This window comes from Pseudarthrobacter sp. NamE2, assembly GCF_005796205.1.
Lineage (GTDB): Bacteria > Actinomycetota > Actinomycetes > Actinomycetales > Micrococcaceae > Arthrobacter.
Map to the genome: position 1 here is coordinate 1 of NZ_VAHN01000024.1, position 25,105 is coordinate 25,105.

The 25,105-nt window shown below is 65.5% G+C and carries 25 protein-coding genes, 2 tRNA genes, 1 other RNA gene and 2 pseudogenes; 17 read left to right on the top strand and 13 right to left on the bottom strand.

What is annotated here, in order from left to right; all coding sequences use genetic code 11:
* Positions 1 to 433: 433 nt before the first annotated feature.
* From FDW83_RS18400 to FDW83_RS18420, 5 genes are all read left to right on the top strand, one after another.
* Positions 434 to 853, top strand: a complete 420-nt coding sequence (locus FDW83_RS18400; protein ID WP_138139525.1) for a DUF3052 domain-containing protein — start codon at positions 434 to 436, stop codon at positions 851 to 853.
* Positions 850 to 1,344 (top strand): peroxiredoxin, encoded by a 495-nt coding sequence (locus tag FDW83_RS18405; protein ID WP_138139526.1) that lies wholly within the window; start codon positions 850 to 852, stop codon positions 1,342 to 1,344. The genes FDW83_RS18400 and FDW83_RS18405 overlap by 4 nt, the downstream gene beginning before the upstream one ends.
* Before the next feature lie 6 nt (positions 1,345 to 1,350).
* On the top strand, positions 1,351 to 2,271 hold the full coding sequence (locus tag FDW83_RS18410) for an NAD-dependent protein deacetylase (protein WP_240721054.1): 921 nt from the start codon (positions 1,351 to 1,353) through the stop codon (positions 2,269 to 2,271).
* Positions 2,272 to 2,373: 102 nt separating this feature from the next.
* A tRNA-Val gene (locus FDW83_RS18415) sits at positions 2,374 to 2,446 on the top strand.
* Between the two features lie 104 nt (positions 2,447 to 2,550).
* Positions 2,551 to 2,841, top strand: coding sequence for a hypothetical protein (locus FDW83_RS18420; RefSeq protein WP_138139527.1), 291 nt, complete (start codon positions 2,551 to 2,553; stop codon positions 2,839 to 2,841).
* A 199-nt stretch (positions 2,842 to 3,040) separates the two neighbouring features.
* Here FDW83_RS18420 and FDW83_RS18425 read toward each other — a convergent pair whose 3' ends face one another.
* Positions 3,041 to 3,766: a FadR/GntR family transcriptional regulator gene (locus tag FDW83_RS18425; protein ID WP_138139528.1), complete on the bottom strand. Its 726-nt coding sequence runs from the start codon at positions 3,764 to 3,766 to the stop codon at positions 3,041 to 3,043.
* 201 nt (positions 3,767 to 3,967) lie between these two features.
* On the opposite strand from FDW83_RS18425, the gene gndA reads away from it, so the two are divergent.
* Entirely contained in the window at positions 3,968 to 5,404 is a 1,437-nt protein-coding gene (gene gndA, locus FDW83_RS18430; protein ID WP_138139529.1) for an NADP-dependent phosphogluconate dehydrogenase, read from the top strand.
* Between the two features lie 349 nt (positions 5,405 to 5,753).
* Here gndA and epsC read toward each other — a convergent pair whose 3' ends face one another.
* From epsC to msrA, 3 genes are all read right to left on the bottom strand, one after another.
* Positions 5,754 to 6,338 carry a serine O-acetyltransferase EpsC gene (gene epsC / locus FDW83_RS18440; RefSeq protein WP_138139530.1) on the bottom strand — a complete coding sequence of 195 codons (585 nt, stop codon included), beginning with the start codon at positions 6,336 to 6,338 and terminating at the stop codon, positions 5,754 to 5,756.
* A 39-nt stretch (positions 6,339 to 6,377) separates the two neighbouring features.
* Entirely contained in the window at positions 6,378 to 7,313 is a 936-nt protein-coding gene (gene cysK / locus FDW83_RS18445; RefSeq protein WP_138139531.1) for a cysteine synthase A, read from the bottom strand.
* 64 nt (positions 7,314 to 7,377) lie between these two features.
* Positions 7,378 to 7,902 (bottom strand): peptide-methionine (S)-S-oxide reductase MsrA, encoded by a 525-nt coding sequence (msrA, locus tag FDW83_RS18450; RefSeq protein WP_138139532.1) that lies wholly within the window; start codon positions 7,900 to 7,902, stop codon positions 7,378 to 7,380.
* Between the two features lie 99 nt (positions 7,903 to 8,001).
* Between msrA and FDW83_RS18455 the strand changes: the two genes are divergently transcribed.
* Both FDW83_RS18455 and FDW83_RS18460 read left to right on the top strand, forming a co-directional pair.
* On the top strand, positions 8,002 to 8,946 hold the full coding sequence (locus FDW83_RS18455; protein ID WP_370281417.1) for a Nif3-like dinuclear metal center hexameric protein: 945 nt from the start codon (positions 8,002 to 8,004) through the stop codon (positions 8,944 to 8,946).
* Positions 8,947 to 9,055: 109 nt separating this feature from the next.
* The gene (locus FDW83_RS18460) at positions 9,056 to 9,793 is read left to right on the top strand and encodes a zinc ribbon domain-containing protein (RefSeq protein WP_138139533.1); all 738 of its coding nucleotides are present in this window, start codon (positions 9,056 to 9,058) and stop codon (positions 9,791 to 9,793) included.
* A 17-nt stretch (positions 9,794 to 9,810) separates the two neighbouring features.
* On the opposite strand, the gene FDW83_RS18465 is transcribed toward FDW83_RS18460, so the two are convergent.
* Positions 9,811 to 10,575 (bottom strand): YaaA family protein, encoded by a 765-nt coding sequence (locus FDW83_RS18465; RefSeq protein WP_138139534.1) that lies wholly within the window; start codon positions 10,573 to 10,575, stop codon positions 9,811 to 9,813.
* 57 nt (positions 10,576 to 10,632) lie between these two features.
* Between FDW83_RS18465 and rnpB the strand changes: the two genes are divergently transcribed.
* The 5 genes and pseudogenes from rnpB (at position 10,633) to FDW83_RS18490 (ending at position 14,526) form a co-directional block, all read left to right on the top strand.
* An RNA gene (gene rnpB, locus FDW83_RS18470) (RNase P RNA component class A) lies at positions 10,633 to 11,023 on the top strand.
* 43 nt (positions 11,024 to 11,066) lie between these two features.
* The gene (locus tag FDW83_RS18475; RefSeq protein WP_138139535.1) at positions 11,067 to 11,609 is read left to right on the top strand and encodes a TspO/MBR family protein; all 543 of its coding nucleotides are present in this window, start codon (positions 11,067 to 11,069) and stop codon (positions 11,607 to 11,609) included.
* A gap of 243 nt (positions 11,610 to 11,852) precedes the next feature.
* Complete coding sequence (locus FDW83_RS18480; RefSeq protein ID WP_138139536.1) at positions 11,853 to 13,331, top strand: glyceraldehyde-3-phosphate dehydrogenase; 1,479 nt, start codon at positions 11,853 to 11,855, stop codon at positions 13,329 to 13,331.
* A 75-nt stretch (positions 13,332 to 13,406) separates the two neighbouring features.
* A complete protein-coding gene (locus FDW83_RS18485) occupies positions 13,407 to 13,616 on the top strand; it encodes a hypothetical protein (RefSeq protein ID WP_138139537.1) in 210 nt (69 codons plus the stop codon).
* A gap of 112 nt (positions 13,617 to 13,728) precedes the next feature.
* Positions 13,729 to 14,526: pseudogene (locus FDW83_RS18490) on the top strand (HNH endonuclease family protein).
* 15 nt (positions 14,527 to 14,541) lie between these two features.
* Here FDW83_RS18490 and def read toward each other — a convergent pair.
* From def to orn, 3 genes are all read right to left on the bottom strand, one after another.
* Entirely contained in the window at positions 14,542 to 15,114 is a 573-nt protein-coding gene (gene def, locus FDW83_RS18495; RefSeq protein WP_138139538.1) for a peptide deformylase, read from the bottom strand.
* Between the two features lie 122 nt (positions 15,115 to 15,236).
* Positions 15,237 to 15,309 (bottom strand) — tRNA-His (locus FDW83_RS18500).
* A gap of 128 nt (positions 15,310 to 15,437) precedes the next feature.
* Positions 15,438 to 16,067, bottom strand: coding sequence for an oligoribonuclease (gene orn / locus FDW83_RS18505; protein WP_138139539.1), 630 nt, complete (start codon positions 16,065 to 16,067; stop codon positions 15,438 to 15,440).
* Between the two features lie 156 nt (positions 16,068 to 16,223).
* Between orn and mptB the strand changes: the two genes are divergently transcribed.
* Positions 16,224 to 17,783, top strand: a complete 1,560-nt coding sequence (mptB, locus tag FDW83_RS18510) for a polyprenol phosphomannose-dependent alpha 1,6 mannosyltransferase MptB (protein ID WP_171027619.1) — start codon at positions 16,224 to 16,226, stop codon at positions 17,781 to 17,783.
* Here mptB and FDW83_RS18515 read toward each other — a convergent pair.
* From FDW83_RS18515 to FDW83_RS18525, 3 genes are read right to left on the bottom strand one after another with little or no spacing between them, the layout of a single operon-like run.
* Entirely contained in the window at positions 17,780 to 18,112 is a 333-nt protein-coding gene (locus FDW83_RS18515; protein WP_240721055.1) for a hypothetical protein, read from the bottom strand. The genes mptB and FDW83_RS18515 overlap by 4 nt on opposite strands.
* Before the next feature lie 49 nt (positions 18,113 to 18,161).
* Positions 18,162 to 18,935 (bottom strand): alpha/beta hydrolase, encoded by a 774-nt coding sequence (locus FDW83_RS18520; RefSeq protein WP_138139540.1) that lies wholly within the window; start codon positions 18,933 to 18,935, stop codon positions 18,162 to 18,164.
* Positions 18,936 to 18,937: 2 nt separating this feature from the next.
* Positions 18,938 to 20,017 carry a LacI family DNA-binding transcriptional regulator gene (locus FDW83_RS18525; protein WP_138139541.1) on the bottom strand — a complete coding sequence of 360 codons (1,080 nt, stop codon included), beginning with the start codon at positions 20,015 to 20,017 and terminating at the stop codon, positions 18,938 to 18,940.
* Between the two features lie 171 nt (positions 20,018 to 20,188).
* On the opposite strand from FDW83_RS18525, the gene FDW83_RS18530 reads away from it, so the two are divergent.
* The 3 genes from FDW83_RS18530 to FDW83_RS18540 are packed head-to-tail and all read left to right on the top strand — an operon-like array spanning position 20,189 to position 23,408.
* A complete protein-coding gene (locus tag FDW83_RS18530; RefSeq protein WP_138139542.1) occupies positions 20,189 to 21,358 on the top strand; it encodes a Gfo/Idh/MocA family protein in 1,170 nt (389 codons plus the stop codon).
* Positions 21,358 to 22,572 (top strand): dihydrodipicolinate synthase family protein, encoded by a 1,215-nt coding sequence (locus FDW83_RS18535; protein WP_138139543.1) that lies wholly within the window; start codon positions 21,358 to 21,360, stop codon positions 22,570 to 22,572. The genes FDW83_RS18530 and FDW83_RS18535 overlap by 1 nt, the downstream gene beginning before the upstream one ends.
* Positions 22,569 to 23,408: a sugar phosphate isomerase/epimerase gene (locus tag FDW83_RS18540; protein WP_138139544.1), complete on the top strand. Its 840-nt coding sequence runs from the start codon at positions 22,569 to 22,571 to the stop codon at positions 23,406 to 23,408. The genes FDW83_RS18535 and FDW83_RS18540 overlap by 4 nt, the downstream gene beginning before the upstream one ends.
* A gap of 116 nt (positions 23,409 to 23,524) precedes the next feature.
* Here the strand turns inward: FDW83_RS18540 and xylB are convergent, their stop codons facing one another.
* Both xylB and FDW83_RS18550 read right to left on the bottom strand, forming a co-directional pair.
* Positions 23,525 to 24,943, bottom strand: a complete 1,419-nt coding sequence (gene xylB, locus FDW83_RS18545; RefSeq protein WP_138139545.1) for a xylulokinase — start codon at positions 24,941 to 24,943, stop codon at positions 23,525 to 23,527.
* A gap of 2 nt (positions 24,944 to 24,945) precedes the next feature.
* Positions 24,946 to 25,105, bottom strand: a pseudogene (locus tag FDW83_RS18550) (xylose isomerase); the annotation flags it as partial.

Genomic DNA, 25,105 nt, shown 5'->3' on the forward strand with positions numbered 1-25,105 from the left:
GCAGCCACGTCCAACCTCTCTTTGCGCGCATGAATCGGCGCACTCAGGCCAGGCAGGGTGACTGCCCGGCGTAAATACGCCGTGTGCGACGTATCGGTTACAACAGCCCGGGCATGTGTGCCGGGCAGGGTCCTAGAGCTCTTATGTCTGCAAGGAGTTTCAAGGTAGTTGTCCCGCAGGCATAGTTGTCACCGCCCACTCTAGCCCTCAGGGCAACACGATGCGTAGCCGCGGCCCGGGCGTTCCGGTTGTATTTCGCCGTCATACTGGTTGTGTGACGGAAAGCCGCTGCGCGGCGGCCGGCGCACCCGATGTGACGCAGAATATGCGGCCCGGCGGGGGAGGCGGCTTGAAGCGCAGGCACAAAGGGTGTTGGCTTGGGAGTAATGGAAATCACTATGCACACTGCATATATGGAGCATTGGAGGAACACGTGAGCGAGGCCGACGCCGCCACTTCGGTAAATGTGGCGGAAAAATTGGGTTTCAAAAATGGGGATCTGATTCAGGAGTTCGGTTACGACGACGACGTCGATTTCGACTTGCGTGACGATATTGAGGACCTCACCGGTTCGGAGTTGCTGGATGAGGACGACCATGAGGTTGCGGACGCCGTGATCTTCTGGTGGCGCGATGGCGACGGCGACCTGGTGGACAGCCTGATGGATTCGCTGACCACCCTGCGCGAGAACGGCGTTGTCTGGGTGCTCACCCCCAAGTCGGGCCGGGATGGATATGTTTCCCCGGCAGACATCCAGGAAGCCGCCCCCACGGCGGGTTTGCACGTCACCACCTCGGCAGGTGTTTCGAAGGACTGGAGTGCCAGCCGGCTGGTGAGCAGGAAGAACAAGTGACGGCAGCGCTTGCCGCTGCCTTCGCTGCTGTCCCTGCGGTGGGCGGCACAGCACCTGACTTCGAACTGCCAAACCAGTACGGTGAGCCGGTCCGCCTGTCGTCCTTCCGGGGGCAAAACGTAGTCCTGGTGTTCTACCCGTTCGCTTTCTCCGGCATATGCACGGGAGAACTCTGCGAGATCCGCGACAACCTGGCCGTCTTCGAGGACGCTAACGCCGTCGTCCTGGCAGTGTCTGTCGACAGTAAATTCAGCCTCCGTGCCTACGCCGCGCAGGAGGGCTATGGTTTCGACCTGCTGGCCGACTTTTGGCCCCACGGCAGCGTGGCCAGCACCTACGGCGTCTTCGACGCCGAGTCCGGTATGGCCAGGCGCGGCACGTTCATCATCGATGCTGCAGGGATTATCCGGTTCTCGGTGGTGAATCCGCGGGGCCAGGCGCGGGATTTCGAGGGATATCGATCTGCGCTTGCCGGGCTGGGCCGGGCCTGACCTGCCGTGGACGGGCAGCGGCACAAGACAGGCCTGACGGGCTTCGCCAGCATGCCGCCGGCGCCGCCCGCCCATCCCGCCAGCCAGGATCTCGAGGCCCTGGCTGCGATCCGGGACCTGCTGGCCGGCACCCGGTTTGCCCTTTTGACAGGTGCGGGGTTGAGCACCGACTCGGGCATCCCCGATTACCGCGGACCCGGTTCACCCCCGAGGTCTCCCATGACATACCAGGAATTTGTACGGGATGCCGCGAACAGGCAACGCTACTGGGCGAGGAACCACATCGGCTGGTCGCACCTGAAACATGCGGACCCGAACAAGGGGCATTATGCGGCCGCTGAACTCGAGCGCCGCGGATTTCTGACAGGCCTGATAACACAGAATGTGGACCGTCTGCACGAGGACGCCGGCAGCCGCAACGTCATCGATCTCCATGGCCGCTACGACCAGGTGGTGTGCCTGGACTGCGGACGAACGTACTCGCGCCGGCTCCTGGCCGGAATGCTCGAGGAATTGAACCCGGACTTCCTGGCCCGGGCCGAAGAAACCGGTCTTGTGGAAATGGCGCCGGATGCGGACGCCACCGTGGAGGACCAGGCCCTGATCAGGTCTTTCGTTGTGGCCGTCTGCCCAGCCTGCGGCGGCCCATTGAAACCGGACTTCGTCTATTTCGGCGAGAACGTTCCCAAGGACCGGGTGGCAAAGTCATATGCAATGGTGGACGAAGCGGCGGCCCTGGTGGTGGCAGGTTCGTCACTGACTGTGATGAGCGGCCTGCGGTTTGTGCGTCATGCTGCCAAAAAGGGAAAACCGGTGGTCATCATCAACAGGGGAGCCACGCGCGGTGACGACAAAGCAACCATCAAACTCGAAGCAGGGGTTTCGGAGTCGCTGCACTGGCTCGCCGCCGAACTGCCGCCGTTGTAGCGCCCCGGCGCCGGCTGCCCAGGCCCGATTCGCGCTCGTGGCACCGCATCGGGTAAAGTCAATGTTCGTTGGTTGCGGCGGAGACGCCGGAATCGTCGCTATGGGTCTTTAGCTCAGCTGGTAGAGCGCCACGTTTACACCGTGGATGTCATCGGTTCGATCCCGGTAGGACCCACTGTCAAAACCCCGCAGATTCTTGCCTTTCGGCTGAACCTGCGGGGTTTTTTGTCGTCTCCGCCTGCTTCGGAAAATGTCGGAGCCTCGTCCTACCGTGCAGGCATGGAACATGTGATAGTCCGGACGGACAAGCAAGGAATCCCGACGGCGGTGATCAGCCGGGGGAGGGAATCGTGCCTGGGTGCCGAACCTGTGAGATGGTTCGAGCGCGTCAACTGGTGGGAAACCAGCTCAAGGATGCCCAGGGGCCAGGGTTGTGTGGACGTCGAGGTTCTGCAGGTCCAGGTATGGCTTGGCAGGAACAGGAATTCCACGCTTGCCACCATGGTGCTCGAACGCGACGGATTGGGAGGCGCTTGGCGTTTGCGGGAATCGCTGTCGGCCACGGCCTGAGCGGGACAGGCAGGCGCGGTGTCCGCGCACTGGAAAGTTCAGGGCATTGGAAAACCCTCCACCGCGACTATTGGGGGATGTCGCGGTGGAGGGCCTGGGATGAATATACAGTGAACTGCGGGGGAACAAGAAAGTTGACGCGCAGTTTGTCACCAGCGTTACGCCGGGCCGGAGGAGTGGGCGTGGGTGCAGGCCGGTCCTAGCGGCGGACGGGGATGAAGACCCGAGGCTGCTCCGTCCAGGTGTCGGCCATCCGGGTCATGGTCCGCCGCATGATCCGCTCAGAGCCCTCCCTGGCGGCCGCAGCGTCACCCCTCGAAATTGCCTCTGCCACATCAACATGCCATTGCAGGGCGCCCTCATGGGGGTGGTCCGGCATCAGGCCGTGTACGGTGCGCCCCGTAAGTGTTTCCGCTACTTGTCCCATGAGATTTGCGAACATCTCGTTGCCGGAACCGGACAGCAGCAGTGAGTGGAACTGGATGTCCAGCTCAAGGAACCGGGGTACCTCGCCGTTATGCCCGGCGTCGCGCATTGCATAGGCAACGTCGACCAGTTCCAGCCGCAGCGGGGCGGGCGCGTTCTGCGCGGCAAGCTCGGCCGCTGCCGGTTCCACTGCGGCCCGCAGCTCTGCGAGAGACCGCAGTTGGGCGCCACGGGCATCACTTGCCAGCCGCCAACGGATGACCTGGGAATCGAAGGGATTCCAGCGGCTCGGCGGCAGCACCCGGATGCCCACGCGCTTGGTGGTTTCGACCAGGCCCAGGGACTGCAGCACGCGCACCGCTTCCCGAATCACGGAGCGGGAGACCTTCAACTCGTCCTCGAGCTGCTCGGCAAGCATGACGTGGCCGGCAGGCAGTTCGCCGGAGATGATGCGGGTGCCAAGATTTTCAATGGCGCGCTGGTGCAGGCTGCTCGTCATGCAGCTAAGCCTAGTGGGAAGGTGCCGCACCTTACGGGGTGGTACCCGGGCAGCGGGACACAAAGCACTTCCTTCTGCCGTACTACTTTCGCGTTCCGGCAGGAATATATATGCTTTATTACGACCCGGTTTTGGCGAAGTGGTCCTCCCAGGGACAAAACTGCTGCCATCCGCCCCCAGAAGCAACGAATTGGAGTTTTGATGTCTGCACACATCGGCGTCACCGGCCTCGCGGTGATGGGCGCCAACCTGGCCCGCAACCTTGCGCGGAACGGCTTCACGGTCGCCCTGCACAACAGGTCCGTGGAGAAGACCGACGCCCTGCTGGAACGCTACGGCTCCGAAGGCGACTTTGTCCGCACCGAGACGCTGCAGGAACTGGTTGACTCCCTGGAAAAGCCCCGCCGCGTGCTGATCATGGTCAAGGCCGGCAAGCCGGTCGACTCCGTGATCGAGCAGCTCGAACCCCTGCTGGAGCCCGGCGACATCATTATCGACGCCGGCAACTCCCACTACGAGGACACCCGCCGCCGCGAAGCCGCGCTGGCGAAGAAGGACCTGCACTTTGTGGGCGTCGGCGTCTCCGGCGGCGAAGAGGGTGCCCTTAACGGACCGTCCATCATGCCCGGCGGCTCCAAGGAGTCCTACAAGGCGCTCGGCCCGCTGCTGGAAAAGATCTCCGCCAAGGTGGACGGTGAACCGTGCTGTGCCTGGGTAGGCACCGACGGCGCCGGCCACTTCGTCAAGATGGTCCACAACGGCATCGAATACGCGGACATGCAGGTCATCGGTGAGGCCTTCGACCTGCTGCGTTCCGGTGCCGGCATCGAGCCCGCCGAGCAGGCAAAGATCTTCTCCGAGTGGAACAAGGGCGAGCTGTCCTCCTTCCTCATCGAAATCTCCGCCGAAGTCCTGGACCATGTGGACGCCAAGACGGGCAAGCCGTTCGTCGACGTCGTGGTGGACGCGGCAGGCCAGAAGGGCACCGGCCGCTGGACGGTCATCTCCGCCCTTGAACTCGGTTCCCCGGTCTCCGGCATCGCCGAGTCCGTCTTCGCCCGTGCCCTGTCTTCGCAGGCAGCGCAGCGCAAGCTGGGCCAGGAACTGCTGGAAGGCGGCGAGGCCGCCGTCGAAATTCCGGAAACCTTCGTCGAGGACGTCCGCCAGGCGCTGTACGCCTCCAAGCTGGTTTCCTACGCGCAGGGCCTGGACATGCTGTCCTCGGCAGCCAAGGAATACGGCTGGGACCTGAAGCTGGACGAGATCGCCTCCCTGTGGCGGGCCGGCTGCATCATCCGCGCCGAACTGCTCAAGGACATCACCAAGGCTTACGCGGCTGACGAAAAGCCGGCCAACCTGCTGTTCGCCCCGGCGTTCACCAAGGCCATTGCAGACGCACTGCCGGCGTGGCGCCGCGTGGTTGCCACGGCGGTCCAGCTGGGCATCCCGGTGCCGGTCTTCTCGTCCTCCCTGGCGTACTACGACGGGCTGCGCCGCAAGCGCGTGGCCGCCGCCCTGATCCAGGGCCAGCGCGACCTGTTCGGCGCGCACACCTACGGCCGCGTCGACGCCGAGGGTACTTTTCACACCCTGTGGGGCGAGGACAAGTCCGAGATCTCCGCGGTGGACACCCACTAACGCTTGCAGTCACCACAACGGCCGGCAGTTTCCGGATACCCCGGGAACTGCCGGCCGTTGTTGTTCCTGCCGTTTGTTTCAGCACGGGAGTCCGCGATGCCACAGCCAGATGCGCTCGTCACCGGAGCCGCGAAGTTCGCGGTAGAAGGCCTGAGCGACTCGCTGCGGCTGGAGCTGAAGCCGCTCGGCATCAAGGTGTCCTGCTTGCCGCCACAGCGGCGCGGCCAAAGGCCCGCTATCCAGTGGGTAAGGCAGCCCGTGCCATCCTGGTCCTGCGCCGGGCCTTGCCTGACGCCTGTACGACGTGGCGGTCAGGGCAGTCCGGAAGCGGATGGCTGCCGGGTAGTCGTCAGATCCGGTACTCGATGTCGTACTCTGCCGGGTCAACTGCCGGCTTGGTCTCACGCTGTGCGTCCCGGTGGCGCCACTTGGCCGGAACTCCGGTGACGATTGATTCGGGAGGGGCATCCTTGACCACAACGGCGTTTGCGCCCACGGCGCTGTCCCGTCCGATGGTGATGGGGCCGAGGATTTTGGCGCCGGCGCCAATGGTCACGCGGTCGCCAATGGTTGGGTGCCGCTTGATCCGGGCGAGCGAGCGGCCGCCGAGGGTCACGCCGTGGTACATCATGACGTCCTCGCCGATCTCGGCTGTCTCCCCGATGACCACGCCCATGCCGTGGTCAATGAAGAACCGGCGGCCGATGGTGGCCCCGGGGTGGATCTCAATGCCGGTGGCGAACCTGCCCAGCTGGGAGATCAGGCGTGCCGGGAAGCGCAGGGCGGGGTTCTGCCACATCTGGTGCGTCAGCCGGTGGATCCAGATGGCGTGCAGGCCGGAGTAAGCGAAAAAGTTCTCAAAAGAACCTCGAGCCGCCGGGTCGTGCGACCGGGCGGCGTCGAGGTCTTCCTTCAGTCTTGCGAAAAAGCCCACAAAGTTCTTTCTACAGGAAACGGGCGGAATGCGGATTGATCAGCCGCGGATGTCGTCATAGAGCACGGTGGAGATGTAACGCTCACCGAAGTCGCAGACGACAGCGACGATCAGCTTGCCCGCATTCTCAGGACGCTTGGCCAGTTCCAGGGCGCCCCAGACGATGGCGCCGGAGGAGATGCCGCCGAGGATGCCTTCCTTGACGCCGAGGTCACGGGCAACGCGGACCGAGTCTTCAAGGGTGGCGTCCAGGACCTCGTCGTAGACGTTGGTGTCGAGGATCTCGGGAACGAAGTTGGCGCCGATGCCCTGGATCTTGTGCGGTCCCGGGGCGCCGCCGTTGAGGATTGCGGAGTCCTTGGGTTCGATCGCCACGATCTGGACGCCGGGCTTGCGCTCCTTGAGGACCTGTCCGACGCCTGTGACGGTTCCGCCGGTGCCGACGCCGGCAACAAAGATGTCCACCTTGCCTTCGGTGTCGGCCCAGATTTCCTCAGCCGTGGTGTTGCGGTGGATTTCCGGGTTTGCTTCGTTGGCGAACTGGCGGGCCCAAATGGAGTTCTCGGTGTTGGCAACGATGTCCTGTGCCTTCTCCACGGCGCCGCGCATGCCTTCCGAGCCCGGCGTCAGGACGATCTCGGCGCCGAAGGCGCGCAGCATGACCCGGCGCTCGGTGGACATGGTTTCAGGCATGGTCAGGATGACCTTGTAGCCGCGCGCGGCACCCACCATGGCCAGGGCGATGCCCGTGTTGCCGGAGGTGCCTTCCACGATGGTGCCGCCCGGCTTCAGCGCGCCGGACTTCTCCGCGGCGTCGACGATGGCCACGCCGATGCGGTCCTTGACGCTGTTGGCGGGGTTGTAGAACTCAAGCTTCACGGCGACGGTGGCTGCCAGCCCCTCGCTGAGCCGGTTGAGCTTGACCAGCGGAGTGCCGCCAACCAGCTGCGTTACATCGTCATAGATCCGTGCCATGTACATACGCCTATCTCTGAAGGGTGAATACTGAGGTCAGCCTAACGAGGCGGCGTAACCCTGGCTAAGCGTTAAGCCACGCAGAGTAATATTTCCTGGCCTTGGCGAGCTTGGGGTTGATGATCACCTGGCAGTAGCCCTGTTCGGGGTGCTTTGCGTAGTAGTTCTGGTGGAATTCCTCGGCCACGTAAAAGCGGGGGAGCCTGCTGACCTCGGTCACGATCGGGTCCCGCCACAGCGCCTGGTTCCGTTCAATGGCTTCCTCAAACAGGATCTTTTCCTCGGTGGTCTCGTAGAACATGGAGGACCGGTACTGGGTGCCCACGTCGTAGCCCTGCCGGTTCAGCGTGGTGGGGTCGTGCAGGGCGAAGAACATGTCCAAGATGACCTCTGCCGGGATGATGTCCTCGTCAAAGGTGACGGCCACAACTTCGGCGTGGCCCGTGGTGCCGCTGCAGACGGAGTAGTAGTCCGGCTGCAGATCGTGCCCGCCGGTGTAGCCGGACACCACGGAGGTGACGCCCTTCGTCTTCTGGTAGACGGCGTCAAGGCACCAAAAGCAGCCTCCGCCAAGAACAAAAGTTTTCATGACCTCTTCAATGGTTGGCGGCCCCGGATGATTCCCCGGGCCTACCCGCGGGCACCTGCATGCCGGGAGCCGGACAGGCTATGGGGTAAAACTAAGACTATGGAACCAGTGGACAACGACGTTACCGGCCCCCGGAACCACGACAACCAGGATAAGGACGGCCAGAACAACGACGGCGGCGCTCCCGCAGGCAGGCAGGCCGCCGGGGATCCGCCCACCCTGGGAGACCTGCTCCTGGCCGTGGAGGAACTATGGCCCGAGTCGTTGGCCGAGAACTGGGACGAGGTGGGCCTGGTGGCAGGGCACCCGTCCGCTCCCGTGCGGAAGGTGATGTTCGCCGTCGACCCCACCCTGGAGGTCATCAACGAGGCAGTGGAGTGGGGCGCCGAACTGCTGATCACGCACCATCCTCTGCTGCTGCGCGGGGTTACGTCCGTCGCCGCCACAACCGCCAAGGGCCGCGCCGTCCACCGGCTCATCGAGTCGGGAACGGCACTCCTGACCGTACACACCAACGGCGACTCCGCCGTCGGGGGTGTCTCCGACGTCCTGGCTGACGCGCTGGGGCTCCAGGACGTTGTGCCGCTGAGCGTTGCCGCGAACGGCCTGCCCGAGGAAGGCATCGGACGCGTCGGCGACCTTGCCGACGCCATGAGCCTTGGTGACTTCGCTGCAAAAGTCTTTGCGATCCTGCCGTCCGTGGCCGGGGGAGTGCGCGTGTCCGGGGACAAGGACGGCCTGGTGCGGCGCATCGCGGTCTGCGGCGGCGCCGGGGATTCGCTGTTCAACGAAGTCCGGGCCAGCAACGCGGACGTGTTCGTGACGGCAGACCTGCGCCACCACCCGGCGTCAGAAGCCCGGGAGTCCGCGTTGAACGGGCGTCCGTATCTGGTGGACGTTTCGCACTTCGCCAGCGAGTGGCTCTGGCTGCCTGCTGCCGCAGCGGCGTTGGGCAACGTCCTGGCAGACCAGGGACACGACGTCGAAATCCAGGTCAGTGCCACCAACAGCGATCCCTGGGACTTCATCCTGACTCCGGGCTGAGCCGGGCGCGCGGGACAAGTGAGGCGGGGGAGAAGGCCAGGCGCTAGAGTCGAGGCAGCGCCGGTGCGGTGCCCGGCTGAGGCCGGTAGGGAATCAAGCGGAGGTAACAGTGGCGAAGGCAGCACCGGCAGAACAGTTGAAGTTGCTCGATCTGCAGGGGCTGGACGCCAAGCTGAAGTCCCTCGCCAGCCGGCGCCGCTCGCTTGAAGGGGATCCGCGGATCAAGGACCTGGAAGCCGCGCTTTCCGTGGCCACCGGCGAACTGGGGGCTGCGAAGATGGCAGTCCACGACGCCGAGGCTGAACTGAAGCGCGCCGAAGCTGACGTGGAACAGGTTGCGGGACGGATTGAGCGGGATGAAGCGCGGTTGAACAGCGGCACCGGACTGTCAAAGGACCTCGTCGCCTTGCAGAAGGACATCGCTTCGCTCAACAAGCGCCGCTCCGACCTGGAGGACGTGGAACTGGAGGTCCTCGAGCGGCTCGACACCCTTCGGGAACGCCAGGCCACCCAGCAGGCGATCGTGGACGACATCCAGGGATCGTTCGGCACCATCCGGGCCGAAATTGATAAAGCCCTGGCCGCCGTTGATGCGGAAGCTGCGGAAGTGGCTGCCCGGCGGGACGCCTTTGCGCAGGGGCTCGATTCCGGGTTGCTGGTGGTCTACGAAAAGACCCTTGCCAAGCGTGGAGTCGGCGCCGCCCGGCTTTTCCACGGCACATCCGAGGCTTCGGGGATGAAGCTGAGTCCCGGTGACCTCGCGGAGATCAAGGCGGCGTCCGCAGACGACGTGGTTTTCTGCCCGGACTCCGGGGCGATCCTGGTCCGCTCGGACGAGTGGTCCTGAAGGGAGGGGCGGGAAAGTCAGCCCGGCAGGATGATGTTCAAGGCGTGCGGTTTCCGCCCCGATGCCGGAACGAGTTCGGCGTCCCACTTTTCCCCGGCCGCCCTGACGAGCTGTTCCGGGGTCTCCGGAGCCTTTCCGCGGCGCACCAGCAGGTGCCGGGCGAGTTCACCCCGGGTGTGCTTGGCGAAGTGGCTCACCACTTTCCGCGTTCCGCCGGCCTCTGTGAACACGTTGACCGCCACAGTCTGTTCCGGCGGCGGCGCCCACGCGGCTGCGTAAGTGCTGGACCGGCAGTCCACCAGCAGGTGCCCGCGGGTTGCGGCTTGCAGCGCATCAGCCAGGACCGGCTTCCAGAACGGGGCCAGGCGTCCGACGTCGGGCAGTGCGGTTCCCATGGACAGCCGGTAGGCGGGCACGCTGTCGCCAAACCTGATGGCGCCCCACAGCGCCGAAACAACCAGCACTGCCTCGTCCGCCTTGCGTCGCTGGCCGGGGGTCAGGCTTCGATAACCGAGGGCGTCGTAGAGGACGCCCGAGTAGATCCTGTGCGCGGGCGCTGCCGGCTCCGCGTGAAGCCGGGTATTGCGTTCGACGTCGTCCCGCAGTGACGCGCCCACTCCCAGCAACGCGAGGGCGTCCTGATGGGCGCTCACGGTTCCCAGCGCTTCCAGCACCTTCGCCCGGTAGGGGTTGAGTTCCGGGAACGCCAAAGAAGACCAGTCGACGGCGGAACCCCGGACCGCGGGAGTCTTGCCTTCGGAAGGGGGAAGCAGAATCAGCACCGTCCGATACTACCGGCGGCCGGAGCCGTGCTCCGCGCCGGTAGACTGGAGTGTGGATGGGACAGCCAGGCGGCCGCGCGTCACGCAAGTGGCTCGAGGAACGTCCGGGCTCCACAGGGCAGGGTGGTGGGTAACGCCCACTCGGGGTAACCCGCAGGCAAGTGCCACAGAGAACAGACCGCCCGCATGCCTTTGCCTCCGGCAAAGGCATGCGGGTAAGGGTGAAACGGTGGTGTAAGAGACCACCAGCTTCCCGGGTGACCGGGGAGGCTAGGTAAACCCCACCCGGAGCAAGGCCAGACAGGACACGTCCGAGGGCTGCCCGCCCGAGTGTCCGGGTAGGCCGCTGGAGGGTGCCGGCAACGGTACTCGTAGATGGATGGCCGCCGCTCCTGTTCCGGCAACGGAACGGGAGGCACAGAACCCGGCGTATCGGCTGTCCCGTCCACTCTTCGAATTGACCTGGAAAGCTCTGATGGGGATCCTGAACCGTGCCCGCAAATACTGAGCCGGAACCGGCCGATGGAACGGCCCGGCTGCGTGCAGCCGGCCGCGCCCGGCAGGCGCTTGACCTTCTGGGGTTCCTCGCCCTCTCGTTTGCCGCCTGGGCCATGGCTTCCATCCCGATCATCCTGCACTCCACCGGCTGGTTCGCCGATTCCGTGAAGGCGCCCTGGATGCCGCCGGCATGGATGTTCCGGTCCATATGGTTGATGCTCTATGTCGGCATCGCCGTCGCAGCCTGGCTGGTGTGGCGGAAGAACGCGCTGACCGGCACGGCCCTGGCTGCCTACGTTGTCCAGCTGGTGCTGAACGCGGGCTGGCCCGTGACGTTCTTCGGTCTGTATCCGTTGCTGGGAACCGCCGCGCTCTGGGCGGCCTTCATTGTCATCAGCGGGCTGGCGTTTTCGCTGGTATTCCTGATCCTGCGGTTCGGTCAGGTCAGCGCGGGGGCCGGACTGCTCCTGTTGCCGTACTTTTCCTGGGTGGTGTTCTCCGCCAGCCTTAACCTTTACTCTGCCCTGCACAACTAGCAGCACGTGTGAGTGACTTCACGCGACACAAGCCTTTTCCGGCGGGCCTGCCAACTTAGAATGGATACCGGACGTAGGGGTTCTTCCGCCGGAAATCTGCGTTCGCAGCCGGCGGTTTTTCTTTGCGAACGATCCAAAGCGCCTGGGGGCCGAACCCTGCAGGCGTGGGCGCCCCTGGACATCATCCGGTGGCCGACATCCGCGTACGAGGACGTATGCGGCTGAACCGAGGAAGGTATTTCTGTGAGCCAGACGTCAGATTCTTGTCTTGATACGTGGATGGGCCGGGAGGCCCTCGCCGAGGCCATGATTCCGGTGATCGGCCGGCTGTACCGCGAAAACAACGTGGTGACCAGCATCCATGGCCGGAGCCTGATCAATAAGTCCACCATGAACATCCTCAAGGCGCACCGCTTCGCGCGCCGGATGAGCAAGGACGAGCTGCTGCTGGAGGAAACCGCGCCACTGCTGAACACCCTGGCGGAGCTGGAGCTGGGTGCGGCCGCGATTGACATCGCCCGGCTGAACCAGAAGTTCAAGGAGGAGGGCAACGGCGCCACCCTTGAGGAGTTCCTGCGTTCCGAGCTCGCCGACATTGTGGGCAAGCGCGGTGCTGACGACCGCACAAGCACCGACGTGGTGCTCTACGGCTTCGGCCGGATTGGCCGGCTCCTGGCCCGCCTCCTGATTGAAAAGGCCGGCGGCGGCCACGGTCTGCGCCTGCGCGCCATCGTGGTCCGGCGCGGATCGGACAACGACCTGCTCAAGCGGGCCAGCCTGCTGCGCCGCGACTCGGTGCACGGGTCCTTCGAAGGCACCATCCGGGTGGATGAGGAAGCCAACACCATCACGGCCAACGGCGTCCGGATCCAGGTCATCTATTCAAACGACCCCGCCAGCATCGACTACACCGCCTACGGGATCAAGGACGCCCTGGTGGTGGACAACACCGGCCGCTGGCGCGACGCCGAGGGACTGTCCCAGCACCTGCAGAGCAAGGGTGTTGCCCGGGTGCTGCTGACGGCTCCGGGCAAGGGTGAGCTGAAGAACATCGTGCACGGCATCAACCACGGCACTATCGAGGACACGGACAAGATCGTCTCCGCAGCGTCCTGCACCACGAACGCCATCACCCCGGTCCTGAAGGCCCTGAATGACAAGTTCGGTGTGGTCCACGGCCACGTGGAGACCGTCCACTCCTTCACCAATGACCAGAACCTGATCGACAACTTCCACAAGGGCGACCGCCGCGGCCGTTCGGCTGCGCTGAACATGGTGATCACCGAGACCGGCGCGGCGAAGGCCGTGGCAAAGGCCCTGCCGGAACTGCTGGGCAAGCTCACCGGCAGCTCCATCCGGGTCCCCACCCCGGACGTTTCCCTGGCCATCCTGAACCTGAGCCTGGAAAACGGAACCACCAAGGACGAGGTCAACAACTACCTGCGAGGCATGTCCCTGCACTCGGACCTGCGCAAGCAGATTGACTACATCGATTCCCCCGAAGTTGTTTCCACCGACTTCGTCGGGTCCCGCCGCGCCGGCATCGTGGACGGACTCGCCACGGTTTCCACCGGCAAGAACCTCGTGGTCTACGTCTGGTACGACAACGAATTCGGCTACAGCTGCCAGGTCATCCGCGTCATGGAAGAGATGGCAGGCGTGAACCCGCCGGCCTACCCTGCCAAGGAAAGCGCCAAGGCACTGGCAGCCATCGCTGTCTAGAACCCCTCCGGCCGGGCCCAGGAATTCCCGGCTGGTTCTCTGGAATCAGCCGGGAATCGGGACCACACTAATGGCATGGAAAAAGATTCGACGCTCCAGCACGACACCACTCTGGAACACGCCCTCGACGTCGCCAAAGCCAACCACAAAGAGGCGCTGCGCCTGGTGGAGCGCGCACGGGCGGGCCAGCAGACCGGAGATGTCACCGAAGAGCGCGTACGCCAGCTTGAGGGGCTCCTGGCCATCGCGGAGGAAGACCTTCGCCGGGTAATGCGGGAACAGTAACCGCCCGGGGTGGCCCGTCACTTTCCCTCAACACTGTGGAAATCAGGGCAGGGAACAAACCGGTGTCTTAGGCTCGCCTGGTGCAGGACATCGGCCGCAAGGCGGGAACCCCATGACCGTGAGCTGGTCCGCCTACCGGCGGGCCAGGCGCCGCTCCAGGCAGGCCTGGGCAGTACTTGCCCTTGCCGCGGCCGCCGCCCTGGCCGCGCTGGGCTGGTTCTTCACTGCAGGCCAGTTTGCGCTGGCCGAACCGGCGCCGGCAGGACCCACCGAGGTACCCGTCGTCGACCCCCGGTGGATGAAGCCCGTGATCCCCGTCAACCGGGTGCCCGGTGCGCGTGCCCTCGACGCGCTGGAAAAACTTCCGGTGAAAGGCCGGGCCGCCCAGGCTGACTACACCCGGGAGGACTTTGGCCAGGCCTGACTCGATGTGGACCGCAACGGCTGCGACACACGCAACGATATCCTGCGCCGCGACATGGCAGATGTCGTGTTCAGCGAGGGATCAGCATGCAGGGTGGCCGCCGGCCGTTTCCACGAGCCGTACACGTCGCAGATCGTCGAATTCCGCCGCGGTGCGGAGAGCAGCCGCGCAGTGCAAATCGACCATGTGGTGCCGCTGGCAGATGCGTGGCAAAAGGGCGCCCAGCGACTGACTTCCGTCCAGCGCCAACGCTTCGCAAATGATCCGTTAAACCTCATCGCGGCAGACGGTCCTTCGAACCAGCAGAAAAGCGCCGGGGACGCGGCCACCTGGCTGCCCAAAAACAAAGCCATCAGGTGCCATTACGTGGCGCGGCAAATCACCGTCAAAGCCGCCTACAGCCTGTGGGTGACAGAAGCCGAGAAGGATGCAATGAAGCGCGTCCTCGCCGCCTGCCCGGACCAGCAGACCATCCAGTCCGGCTGACGCGCCGCCGGAGGGCTAGTGACCGAACGGGTCCGGATCGACGCCGGGCATCCAGGTCAGCCCCGGAACCCCCCAGCCGTTCTTCTTGGCCTGCTTTATCGCCTTGCGGGAATAGCGGTCGACCAGCCGGTTGACGTAAAGCTTGCCGTCCAGATGGTCGTACTCGTGCTGGACGACCCTGGCGAACCAGCCTGTGGCCTCGAACCTGACGGGCTGCCCGAATCCGTCGAAGCCCTCCACCCGGGCCCACTCAGCCCGCTTGAGCGGGTACTGTTCCCCCGGGAAGGACAGGCACCCTTCCTCTTCTTCATCAGGGTCCGGAGCGGCGCCGGAGATCTTGGACAGCGTCAGGACCGGGTTGACCACAACCCCGGAAGGGGGAGCACCATCGTCATTTGCGTACTTGTAGACAAAAATCCTCTTGCCGACGCCGATCTGGGGAGCCGCGAGGCCAACGCCGTTGGCGGCGTCGTTGGTTTCAAACATGTCGGCAATCAGGGTGCGCAGGTCATCGTCGAACACTTCCACTTCGGAAGCGCGGCGGTGCAGTACGGGCTCACCCCAAATGGTGATCGGCAGAACGGTCATGTCAGCGGTCCTTCGGCTTCCGGCCCGGACACGATGGCCAGGGCAGTGCTGCAAAAGCAAGGAGGCCGTACCGGATATCCGGTACGGCCTCCTTTGCGGACGGTCTGAACCGTCCCGGTGAGGGTGAGCGACGGGGGTTGAACCCGCGACCTCCTGGACCACAACCAGGCGCTCTGCCAACTGAGCTACGCCCACCATGTTTGACTACCTTGGCCGGCTGACCGGCTCCCTGGGAAGGCAACTCAAATATCCTACCTGCTGTTTGCGGGTGCTTTGTCCACTTTGGGTCATTTCAGGAAAAATTCCCGCAAACGTGGCGCAGATTACAGTTCAGGCAGCGGTACGGCCTGTCCGGAAGTGATGCGGCGGGCAATTTGCTGGGCGGTGGCGCTGTCAGGTCCGGGGGGCGGAACAAAAACAGCCTCGCGGTAGTAGCGGAGCTCGTCGATCGAGTCCTTGATGTCCCCGAGGGCGCGGTGGCCACCCTTCTTGGCGGGGGACTGGAAGTACGCCCGGGCGTACCAGCGGCGGGACAACTCCTTGATGGTGCTGACATCGATGACGCGGTAGTGCAGGTGCTCCACCACGCTCGGCATGTCACGGGACAGGAATACCCGGTCCGTGCCGACTGAGTTGCCGCCCAGCGGTGCCTTTCGCGGTTCCGGGCACCATTCAGCGATGTACTCCATCACTGCAGCCTCCGCTTCTGCCATGGTTTTGCCGGCGGGAAGTTCCTTCAACAGGCCGGACTTTGTGTGCATGTCCCGGACAAAATCGTTCATCTGGGCCACCGCTGCATCATCCGGCTTGATGACCACGTCCACGCCATCCCCGAGGATGTTCAGCTCGGAATCGGTCACCAAAGCCGCCACTTCGATCAAAGCGTCGTTCTTGATGTCCAGACCGGTCATTTCGCAGTCAATCCAGACGATTCTTTCGTTAGTTATAGGCACCGGACCAGACTACCGTTACACCTCCGGGCATCCGGCCGGTGCTAGGATTTCGGGTACGTGGCGGGTCGCCCTGCTGTCAAGGAAACGCGCCCGGCCGGTCTCTGCGGCCCGCCGGCACAAGCCCGCGCAACGGAAAGTAGATTGGACAATCCTGAGATGACGGCGCCCATGCCTGCCGCGGAGGAGCTGGCAATGGCCGCCCCTGCCGGAACAGCAGGCGGCGCCGAAATGGACAACCCCCGCTCACCGCTGCTGGCCGGTTTTGCGGGCTCCATGTTCCTCCTCATTGGATCGCTTGGAGTGGGCTGGCTCGCTCCGGTCTCGGAGCTGCGCCGGATGCCCCTGTTCATCTGGATGCGGGCTGAAGCTTCGGGTGTCGCGCTGTCCATTGTGCTGCTGGCAGTGGGCGCGATGCTGCTGGTGCGGGCGTGGCTGCGGCTGGGTCAGATCGTCCACGTTTGGGGCAGCCAGGCACGCAGGGCAACGCTCAAAGCGGTGGTGGCCTGGGGCCTGCCCATGATGTTCTGCGTGCCGTTGTTCAGCCGGGACGTCTACGCATACATCGGCCAGGGCCGGCTGATGGTGGAGGGCTTCAACCCTTACGAAAACGGCATCTCCGCATTATCCAACTACTTCCAGCTGGGCGCGGACAAGATGTGGACGGAAGCACCGGTTCCCTACGGCCAGCTCTTCCTGTGGATTGAGCAGCTCGTGGTGTGGTCCACCAATGTCCATCCGGAAGCCAGCGTCATGCTGTTCCGGCTGGTGGCCCTGGCTGGTGTTGTCCTCTGTGTCATCTATGTGCCCAAGCTCGCCGAACTGCACGGAATAAACCCCCACCGCGCGCTCTGGCTTACTGCAGCCAACCCCCTGTTCCTGACGAACTTCATCGCCAGCGCCCATAATGATGCGCTGATGATCGGTTTGGCCTTGGCCGGCCTGTACTACTCAGCCACCCGGCGGGTGGTCCGGGGCGTAGTCCTGGTAACGCTGTCCATAGCGGTGAAGCCCATCACCATCGTCTTCCTGCCGTTCATCGGGCTGCTCTGGGCAGGCCGCCGGGCAGGCTGGTTACGGAAATTCACGTTCTGGGCGCTGACCGCAATCTTGAGCCTCGGCCTGCTCACCCTGATGGCGCTCGTCAACGGCTTCGGGTTCGGCTGGATCAACGGACTTTCCGCCCCGGGAAGTATCTCCATCTGGTACGCGCCCGTCGGACTGATCGGCATGGTGGTTGAATCCCTGGCCAACTCGTTCGGCCTGGACGGAACCGTCCCCGAAGGCTGGGTCTTCGGCGCCGGCAAGCTGCTTGCGGTGGCCATTGTGGGGTGGCAGATCTTCCGCGGCGACTACGACCGGCTCATGCGGCGCCTGACCCTGGCCTTTGCCGCAGTGGTCCTGCTGGCCCCGATCATCCAGTCCTGGTACATGGTGTGGCTGATCCCGCTGTTTGCCGTCACGGGCATCCGGAACGACTGGCAGGTGAAGGCGCTCTACTTTGTGGTGTCCTTCTTCATGATTTACGCCATTTCGGACCAGCTGGAAGTTTTCCCCTACCTCCAGACTGAGGACCTCGGCTTCGCCCTGGCCCTGGCCAGGGTGGCGGCTGCGGTCACGGGGCTGCTGTTCGGCCTCTACCTGGTTTTCTGGGATCCACGGACCAAGTACCTGTTCCGCAAGGCCGGCGGGGCCGTCGTCGAGCGTCCCGTCATTTAGTCGCGCCCTGCCGCGGCAAGCCGCCGCAGCGCCTCCCGGTGCGAGAGCGGGCTCATCGCCGCGGCATGCTCTGCGACGAAGCCCACCACCCACCCTGTCATGTCCGGGCGGTGGGCCTGCAGCAGGCCGCAGACACGGCCGGCGACCCCGTCGGCCAGGTCCCCCCAGGCCCCTGTGCTGATGATCTCCTCGTAGGCCGGCAGCGTAGCGGGATCCGCGCCACCAGCCGGTCGCCGGTCAGGTCGATGGCTGCGTGGCGTTCCTTCCGGCTGTGCGGACAGGGTCGGCCCGTTCGCGCAGCGCGTCGCGGATGATGCTGATGACCTCACTGTTGGCAGCGGCCGGTATGCCCATCCAGCCACTGTCGCCAGCAGCTTGCTACCCCACGCTGGCGGATGCCGCCTGCGCCAGGCTTGTGTCCGATGTCCAGCCGGCACGCTGCAGCCAGCCTGCGCACAGGGCGGTCCATTGCGCCGGCCCCGGCTCCCCGTCCGCCATGCCCAGGCCATGCCGGCCATTCGGGAAGACGTGCAGTTCGGCCGGCACCCCTGCCGCCATCAGGGCCCCCGCGTAACGGAGGCTGTGGCTGACCGGGACGGCTTCGTCGTCGGCGGTGTGCCACAGGAAGGCCGGCGGCGTGTCTGGGCCCACCTGGAGGTCCGGTGAGAGCGACGCCAGCAGATCCGACGACGGCGACACTCCCAGGAGGTTGTCCACGGACCCCTGATGGACTTCTTCGGTCAGGGACACCACGGGGTAGCAGAGGACGCTGAGGTCCGGAACTGTGCCGGGGTTATCCAGGTGGGGGAGGCCGGTGGCGGCAGCCGTGGACAGCGTGGCGGCGAGGTGGCCGCCGGCGGAGAATCCCAGGACACCCACGCGTTCCGGGTCCACCTGCAGGCCGTGTGCACCGGTGCGGATGTACAGCATCGCTTCCTTGGCATCCTCCAGCGGCGCCGGGTGCTGGTGCGGTGCCACGCGGTAGCGCAGTACGAAGGCATGGATGCCCAGCCCGGCCAGCCACCCGGCAACCGGCTCGGCCTCATGGTCGGCCTGCCGGGCGTAGCCACCGCCGGGAAGGACCAGGATTGCGGGCCGGGCGCCGTCCCCGGCTTTTCCATTGGCTGGAACCGTTGTCAGGTTGATTGCCATGCTCACGCCGCCTCGGTGCTGCGCCGCAGGGTGACCTCGCCCGTGATCGGCTGCGGAAGGCCGCCGTCGGAATCGTGCCCCTCTGCTGCCGGTGCCGTTGCCCGGGTGGCGAGCCGGCCGATCTCCTCGAGGGGCAGGCGCACGGTGGAGAGTGCGGGGCGGAAATCCCGCAGCGTTTCGATATCGTCAAAACCGGCGATGGTCGCGTCCCGGGGTATCCGCAGCCCTTCCGCACGCAGCGCGGCTGCCGCGCCGATGGCCATCACGTCGTTCACCGCGAAGATGCACAGCTTCCGGCCGGTTTCTCTTGTTCCGTCTCCTTCGCCCTTGATGTGTGCCGCCAGCTTGAGCCCGGCCTCGTAGCCGCCGGCACGGTTGAACTGGGTGCGCAGGATCCCGGCGGGCGCCCGTCCGGCGCCGGCGAGTCCGTCCTGGAACCCTTGGACCCGGTCATCGGAAGTCAGCAGTCCTTCCGGGCCGGCGATGATCACGAAGTCGCCGTCCCATCCAGCGGCCAGCTCGCTGGCCAGCGCGCCGGCGAGTTCCTGGTTGGGCACGGCCAGCACGTGATACCCCTCGGGCGCCGTGGCGCCCACGACGGGGTGCCCGACGACGGCCACGCGGCCGCCGTTGCGGCAGTACCTGTCGAGCTCGGCGGCGAGTTCGGCGTTGTCTTCCTGGTCCTCTTCCCGCGATGAACGCGATCCTGCTATCACGATCGAATCGGCGCGCCGGGCGGCGAACGCCGCCACGGCTTCCTTCTCTTCTGCAGGTGCTCCCCCCGTGGTCGCGAGCAGCACCATCTTCCGCTGCTCGCGGGCTGCCTCCTGGACCCCGCGGGCAATGGCAGCGAAGTAGGGGTCCGCGATGTCGTGGACGATCAGGCCGATAAGGCCGGAACTGGATTTGGCCAGCCCCTGGGCCTGGGCGTTGGGGATGTAGCCCAATGAATCGGCTGCCTGCCGAACCCGCTCGGCGATGTCCTGGCCGGGTTTGCGGGCGGAGCCGTTCAGAACGCGGGAGGCGGTGGCGGGGGACACCCCGGCCAGCCGGGCCACCTCCGTGAGGGTGCTTGCAGCCACAGCGTCTCCTGGGCGTCGATGGGGCAATAAAACGGTTACCACATTATGGCAGTTTGGACCTGCTTTCGGAAAGCGCTTGCCAAGAAGCGCTGTGAGGTGCATCATTGAGAAAGCGGGAATGCGCTTTCCCAGACAGGCTTGAGTAAACTGCTCACTCACCGTGGAGGACACATGGGCTTCGAAACAAAAACAATCCGTATCGCCATGAACGGCATCACCGGCCGGATGGGCTACCGCCAGCACCTGCTGCGCTCCATCCTGCCCATCCGCGACGCGGGCGGCTTCATCCTCGAAGACGGCACCCGCATCCAGGTCGAGCCCATCCTGGTGGGCCGCAATGAAGCCAAGATCCGCGAACTTGCCGAGAAGCACAAGGTTGCCGAATGGAGCACGGACCTGGACGCGGTCATCAACGATCCCACCGTGGACATCGTCTTCGACGCCTCCATGACCAGCCTCCGTGCCGCCACCCTCAAGAAGGCCATGCTGGCGGGCAAGCACATCTTCACCGAGAAGCCCACGGCCGAAACTTTGGAGGAGGCCATTGAACTGGCCCGGATCGGCAAGGAAGCCGGCGTCACGGCAGGCGTCGTGCACGACAAGCTCTACCTCCCGGGCCTGGTCAAGCTGCGCCGCCTGGTGGACGAAGGCTTCTTTGGCCGCATCCTCTCCATCCGCGGCGAGTTCGGCTACTGGGTCTTCGAAGGCGAGGTCCAGGCTGCACAGCGTCCGTCCTGGAACTACCGCAAGGAAGACGGCGGCGGAATGACCACGGACATGTTCTGCCACTGGAACTACGTCCTGGAAGGCATCATCGGCAAGGTCAAGAGCGTCAACGCCAAGACCGCCACCCACATCCCCACCCGCTGGGACGAGGCCGGCAAGGAATACAAGGCCACCGCGGACGACGCCTCCTACGGCATCTTCGAACTCGAAACCCCCGGCGGCGACCAGGTCATCGGCCAGATCAACTCCTCCTGGGCAGTGCGCGTCTACCGCGACGAGCTCGTCGAGTTCCAGGTTGACGGTACCCACGGCTCCGCCGTTGCCGGCCTGAACAAGTGCGTCGCCCAGCAGCGCGCCCACACACCCAAGCCCGTGTGGAACCCGGACCTGCCCGTCACCGAATCCTTCCGCGACCAGTGGCAGGAAGTGCCCGCCAACGCCGAACTGGACAACGGCTTCAAGCTGCAGTGGGAAGAATTCCTTCGCGACGTCGTCGCCGGCCGTGAACACCGCTTCGGCCTCCTGTCCGCAGCCCGCGGCGTCCAGCTGGCAGAACTCGGCCTGCAGTCCAACGACGAGCGCCGTACCATCGACATCCCGGAGATCACCCTCTAATGACCTCGCTCATCCTTCCTTCCGCCGACGGCGGCACCCGGGAATACCGCCTGCAGGGCGGCACCGCCTGGGCCCGCCCCGCCGCGCCGCTGACGGCCCGTCGGGCCTACGCCGCCGCGCACGTCATCCCTGAAGTCCTAGCGGACAACACCCCCGGCACCCCGGCCCGGCTCGACTGGGACACCACCATGGCCTACCGCCATGAACTGTGGTCCTACGGCCTCGGCGTCGCCGACGCCATGGATACCGCCCAGCGTGGCATGGGCCTTGACTGGGCAGCCACCCAGCAGCTCATCAAGAGGACCGGTGTGGAAGCCGCCTCCGTGGTGTCCGCCGGCAACCCCGCAACCGCCGGAAAGACCGTCCGGGACCTGGTCTCCTGCGGCGCCGGCACCGACCAGCTGGACATCGACGCACTGCCCGCAGGGGAAGCGGGCATCAAGGCCGTCCTGGAGGCATACCGCGAGCAGATCGCCGTCATCACCGAGGCCGGGCCCAAGGTCATCCTCATGGCGTCCCGTGCACTGGCCAGGGTGGCCAGCGGCCCCGAGGACTACCTGAAGGTCTACTCCGCCCTGCTGCAGGAAGTGGACCAGCCCGTCATCCTGCATTGGCTCGGCACGATGTTCGATCCCGCACTCGCGGGCTACTGGGGTTCGGACGACGTGGCCGCCGCCACCGAAACGTTCCTGGACCTCATCAAGGAGAACGCGGACAAGGTTGACGGGGTCAAGGTGTCGCTGCTCGACGCAAGCCACGAGGTTGCCCTCCGTGCCGCCCTGCCCGAAGGCGTCCGCCTCTACACCGGCGACGACTTCAACTACCCGGAGCTGATCGACGGTGACGGCACGCATCACTCGGACGCCCTGCTTGGCATTTTCGCTGCGATCTACCCGGCCGCCTCGGTTGCCCTGCAGAACTACGACGCCGGCAACACCGCCAAGGCACGCGAAATCCTGGACTCCACGCGTGAACTGGGCAAGCACATCTTCAGCGCCCCCACGTTCTACTACAAGACCGGCATCGCGTTTATGTCCTGGCTCAACGGCAAGCAGCCCGGTTTCCAGATGGTCGGCGGGCTGCACTCCGGCCGCTCTGTCTGCCACCTGGCCAGGACGTTCGAACTGGCGGACAAGGCCGGACTGCTGAAGGACCCGGCACTGGCCGCCTTCCGGATGTCCGATTTCCTGCGCATCAACGGGGTGGGGGTATGAGCGACTTCTCCCGCCTGTCCATCAACAGCGCCACCACCAAGAAGTGGACGCTGGCGCAGGTTGTTGAGGGTTGCGTCAACGCCGGCATCCCGGCCATTGGCCCCTGGCGTGACCGGGTGGAGGAAGCCGGGCTGGACAAGGCAGCCCGCCTGATCAGGGACGCCGGGCTCCGCGTCTCGTCGCTGTGCCGAGGCGGTTTCCTGACCGCCGCTGACGCTGAAGGGCAGGCCGCCGCGCTGGCAGACAACCGCGCAGCCATCCTGGAAGCTGCGGCACTGGATACCCGGGAACTCTTCCTCGTGGTGGGCGGGCTTGCGCCGGGCGAGAAGGACGTGGTGGCAGCACGGCAGCGCGTGGCTGACCGGCTGGCGGACCTCGTTCCGTTCGCTGGGGAAAACGGCGTCAGGCTGGTGCTCGAGCCGCTGCACCCGATGTACGCGGCAGACCGTGCCCTTATCTCCACCCTCGGCCAGGCCCTTGACCTGGCCGAGCCGTTCGAGGCGTCAACGGTAGGCGTCGCCGTCGACACGTTCCATGTGTGGTGGGACCCGGAACTGAAGGCGCAGATCGAGCGGGCGGGGCGGGAAAACCGGATCGCCTCCTACCAGGTGTGTGACTTCAACATGCCCATCGCCGCCGATCCGCTGCTGTCCCGTGGATACATGGGCGACGGCGTGGTGGACTTCGCCACGATCGGTACCTGGGTGCGCGACGCCGGCTACACCGGCGACATCGAGGTGGAAATCTTCAACCAGGACATCTGGGACACCGACGGCAACACCGTCCTGTCAACGGTGAAGAAACGCTACGCGGAGCTTGTCCTCCCGTACGCCTGACACCGTCCGGATGCCTTTACAGACCGCGGGCTCCTGCTACGTCACGGCAGGAGCCCGCGCCCCACAGAAAAAGGACCCGGACCGCGCAGTGCGCGGTCCGGGTCCTTTTTGCCTTCCTACGCGTGCAGGGCGGCGAAGCGGCGGTACCTCGCCAGCACGCCGCCGTCGTCCTTTTGCAAGGGATGGTCGACGGCGTCCGGCACCCACGCCGGAAATTGTCCGGTGAGCGCCGCGGCGGCCTGGCGGGCGGCGCCGTCGGCCACGTACTCCCCGGGACGGGGGACGGAGACGGGAAGCCCCAGCAGCTGCGCGGCCGCCTCCTGGACTGCCGGCGACTGGGCGCCGCCGCCCACCAGGAGGACGCGCCGGGCGACGACCCCTTGCTCCTGCAGGGCGGCCAGGCCGTCGGCCAGCGAACAGACCACGCCTTCGACGGCGGCGCGCGCCAGGTTCGCAGGCGAGTAGTTTGCCCGGGTGATGCCGTGCAGGGACCCGGTGGCGTCGGGCAGGTTGGGCGTGCGCTCGCCGTCGAAGTAGGGCACGAGCGTGAGCCCGCCCGCCCCCGGCTCCGCCGACAATGCGAGTTCGTTGAACCCTGCCAGGTCCACGTCGAGCAGCGCCGCCGTGGCGTCGAAGATACGGGTGGCGTTCAACGTGCACACCAGCGGAAGGTAGTGGCCGGCAGCGTCCGCGAAGCCGGCAACGAGCCCTGAAGCGTCGGCAGCCGGCTTTTCGGAGACGGCGAAGACCGTACCGGACGTGCCCAGGGACATCACAACGTCGCCCAATTGCGCTCCTGCGCCCAGGGCGGCTGCGGCGTTGTCCCCGGCGCCGGCAGCCAGGAGGCTGCCGGCCGGTGACGTCCCCGCTGCCTCCAAGGGGCCGAGGACCCTCGGAAGCACAGGAACATGGCCAAGGGACCCGGAAAGGACCTCCGGCAGGTACTTGCCCTCCGCCGTCGAGAAGTACCCCGTGCCTGAGGCGTCCGAGCGGTCAGTGGCCAGGGCCTTCAGCCCCGCCTCCCCGCTGCCCGGACCGTACCCCTGCAGCCGCCACGTCAGCCAGTCGTGGGGGAGGCACACCGCGGCGACCCGGGCGGCGTTTTCGGGTTCGTTGTCCGCCAGCCACTGCAGCTTGGTCAGCGTCAGCGATGCCACGGGGACGGTGCCGGTAGCCTCAGCCCAGTACCGGGCACCGGCCACGGCATCTCCATCACCCGCGGTCTTGACCAGTTCCTCTGCGGCGCCTGCGCTCCGGGTGTCGTTCCAGAGCAGGGCGGGGCGGACAACCTGTCCATCACTGTCCAGGCAGACCATCCCATGCTGCTGTCCTGCCACGGATACGGCTGCCACATCATCCAGGCCGCCTGCCTGTGCGATGGCTTCCTGCAGCGCTTCCCACCAGCGGTCCGGATGGATTTCCGTCCCGTCCGGATGCGAGGCACGTCCCTGGCGGACCAGCTGCCCGGTATCCGCGTCGCGGACCACCACCTTGCAGGACTGGGTGGAGCTGTCGATGCCTGCTACCAGTGCCATGGTCAGCGGGCGCCGAGGAGGTGTTCGATGGCGAGTTGGTTGAGGCGGATGAATGCGAAGGAGCGTTCGGCGGCTTTGTCGGCGTTGAAGTCCTCGAAGGCTGCGGGGTCGTTGAGGAGGTCGGTGGTGGTTTCGCCGGTGGCGAGGGTGGGTTCGCCGAGT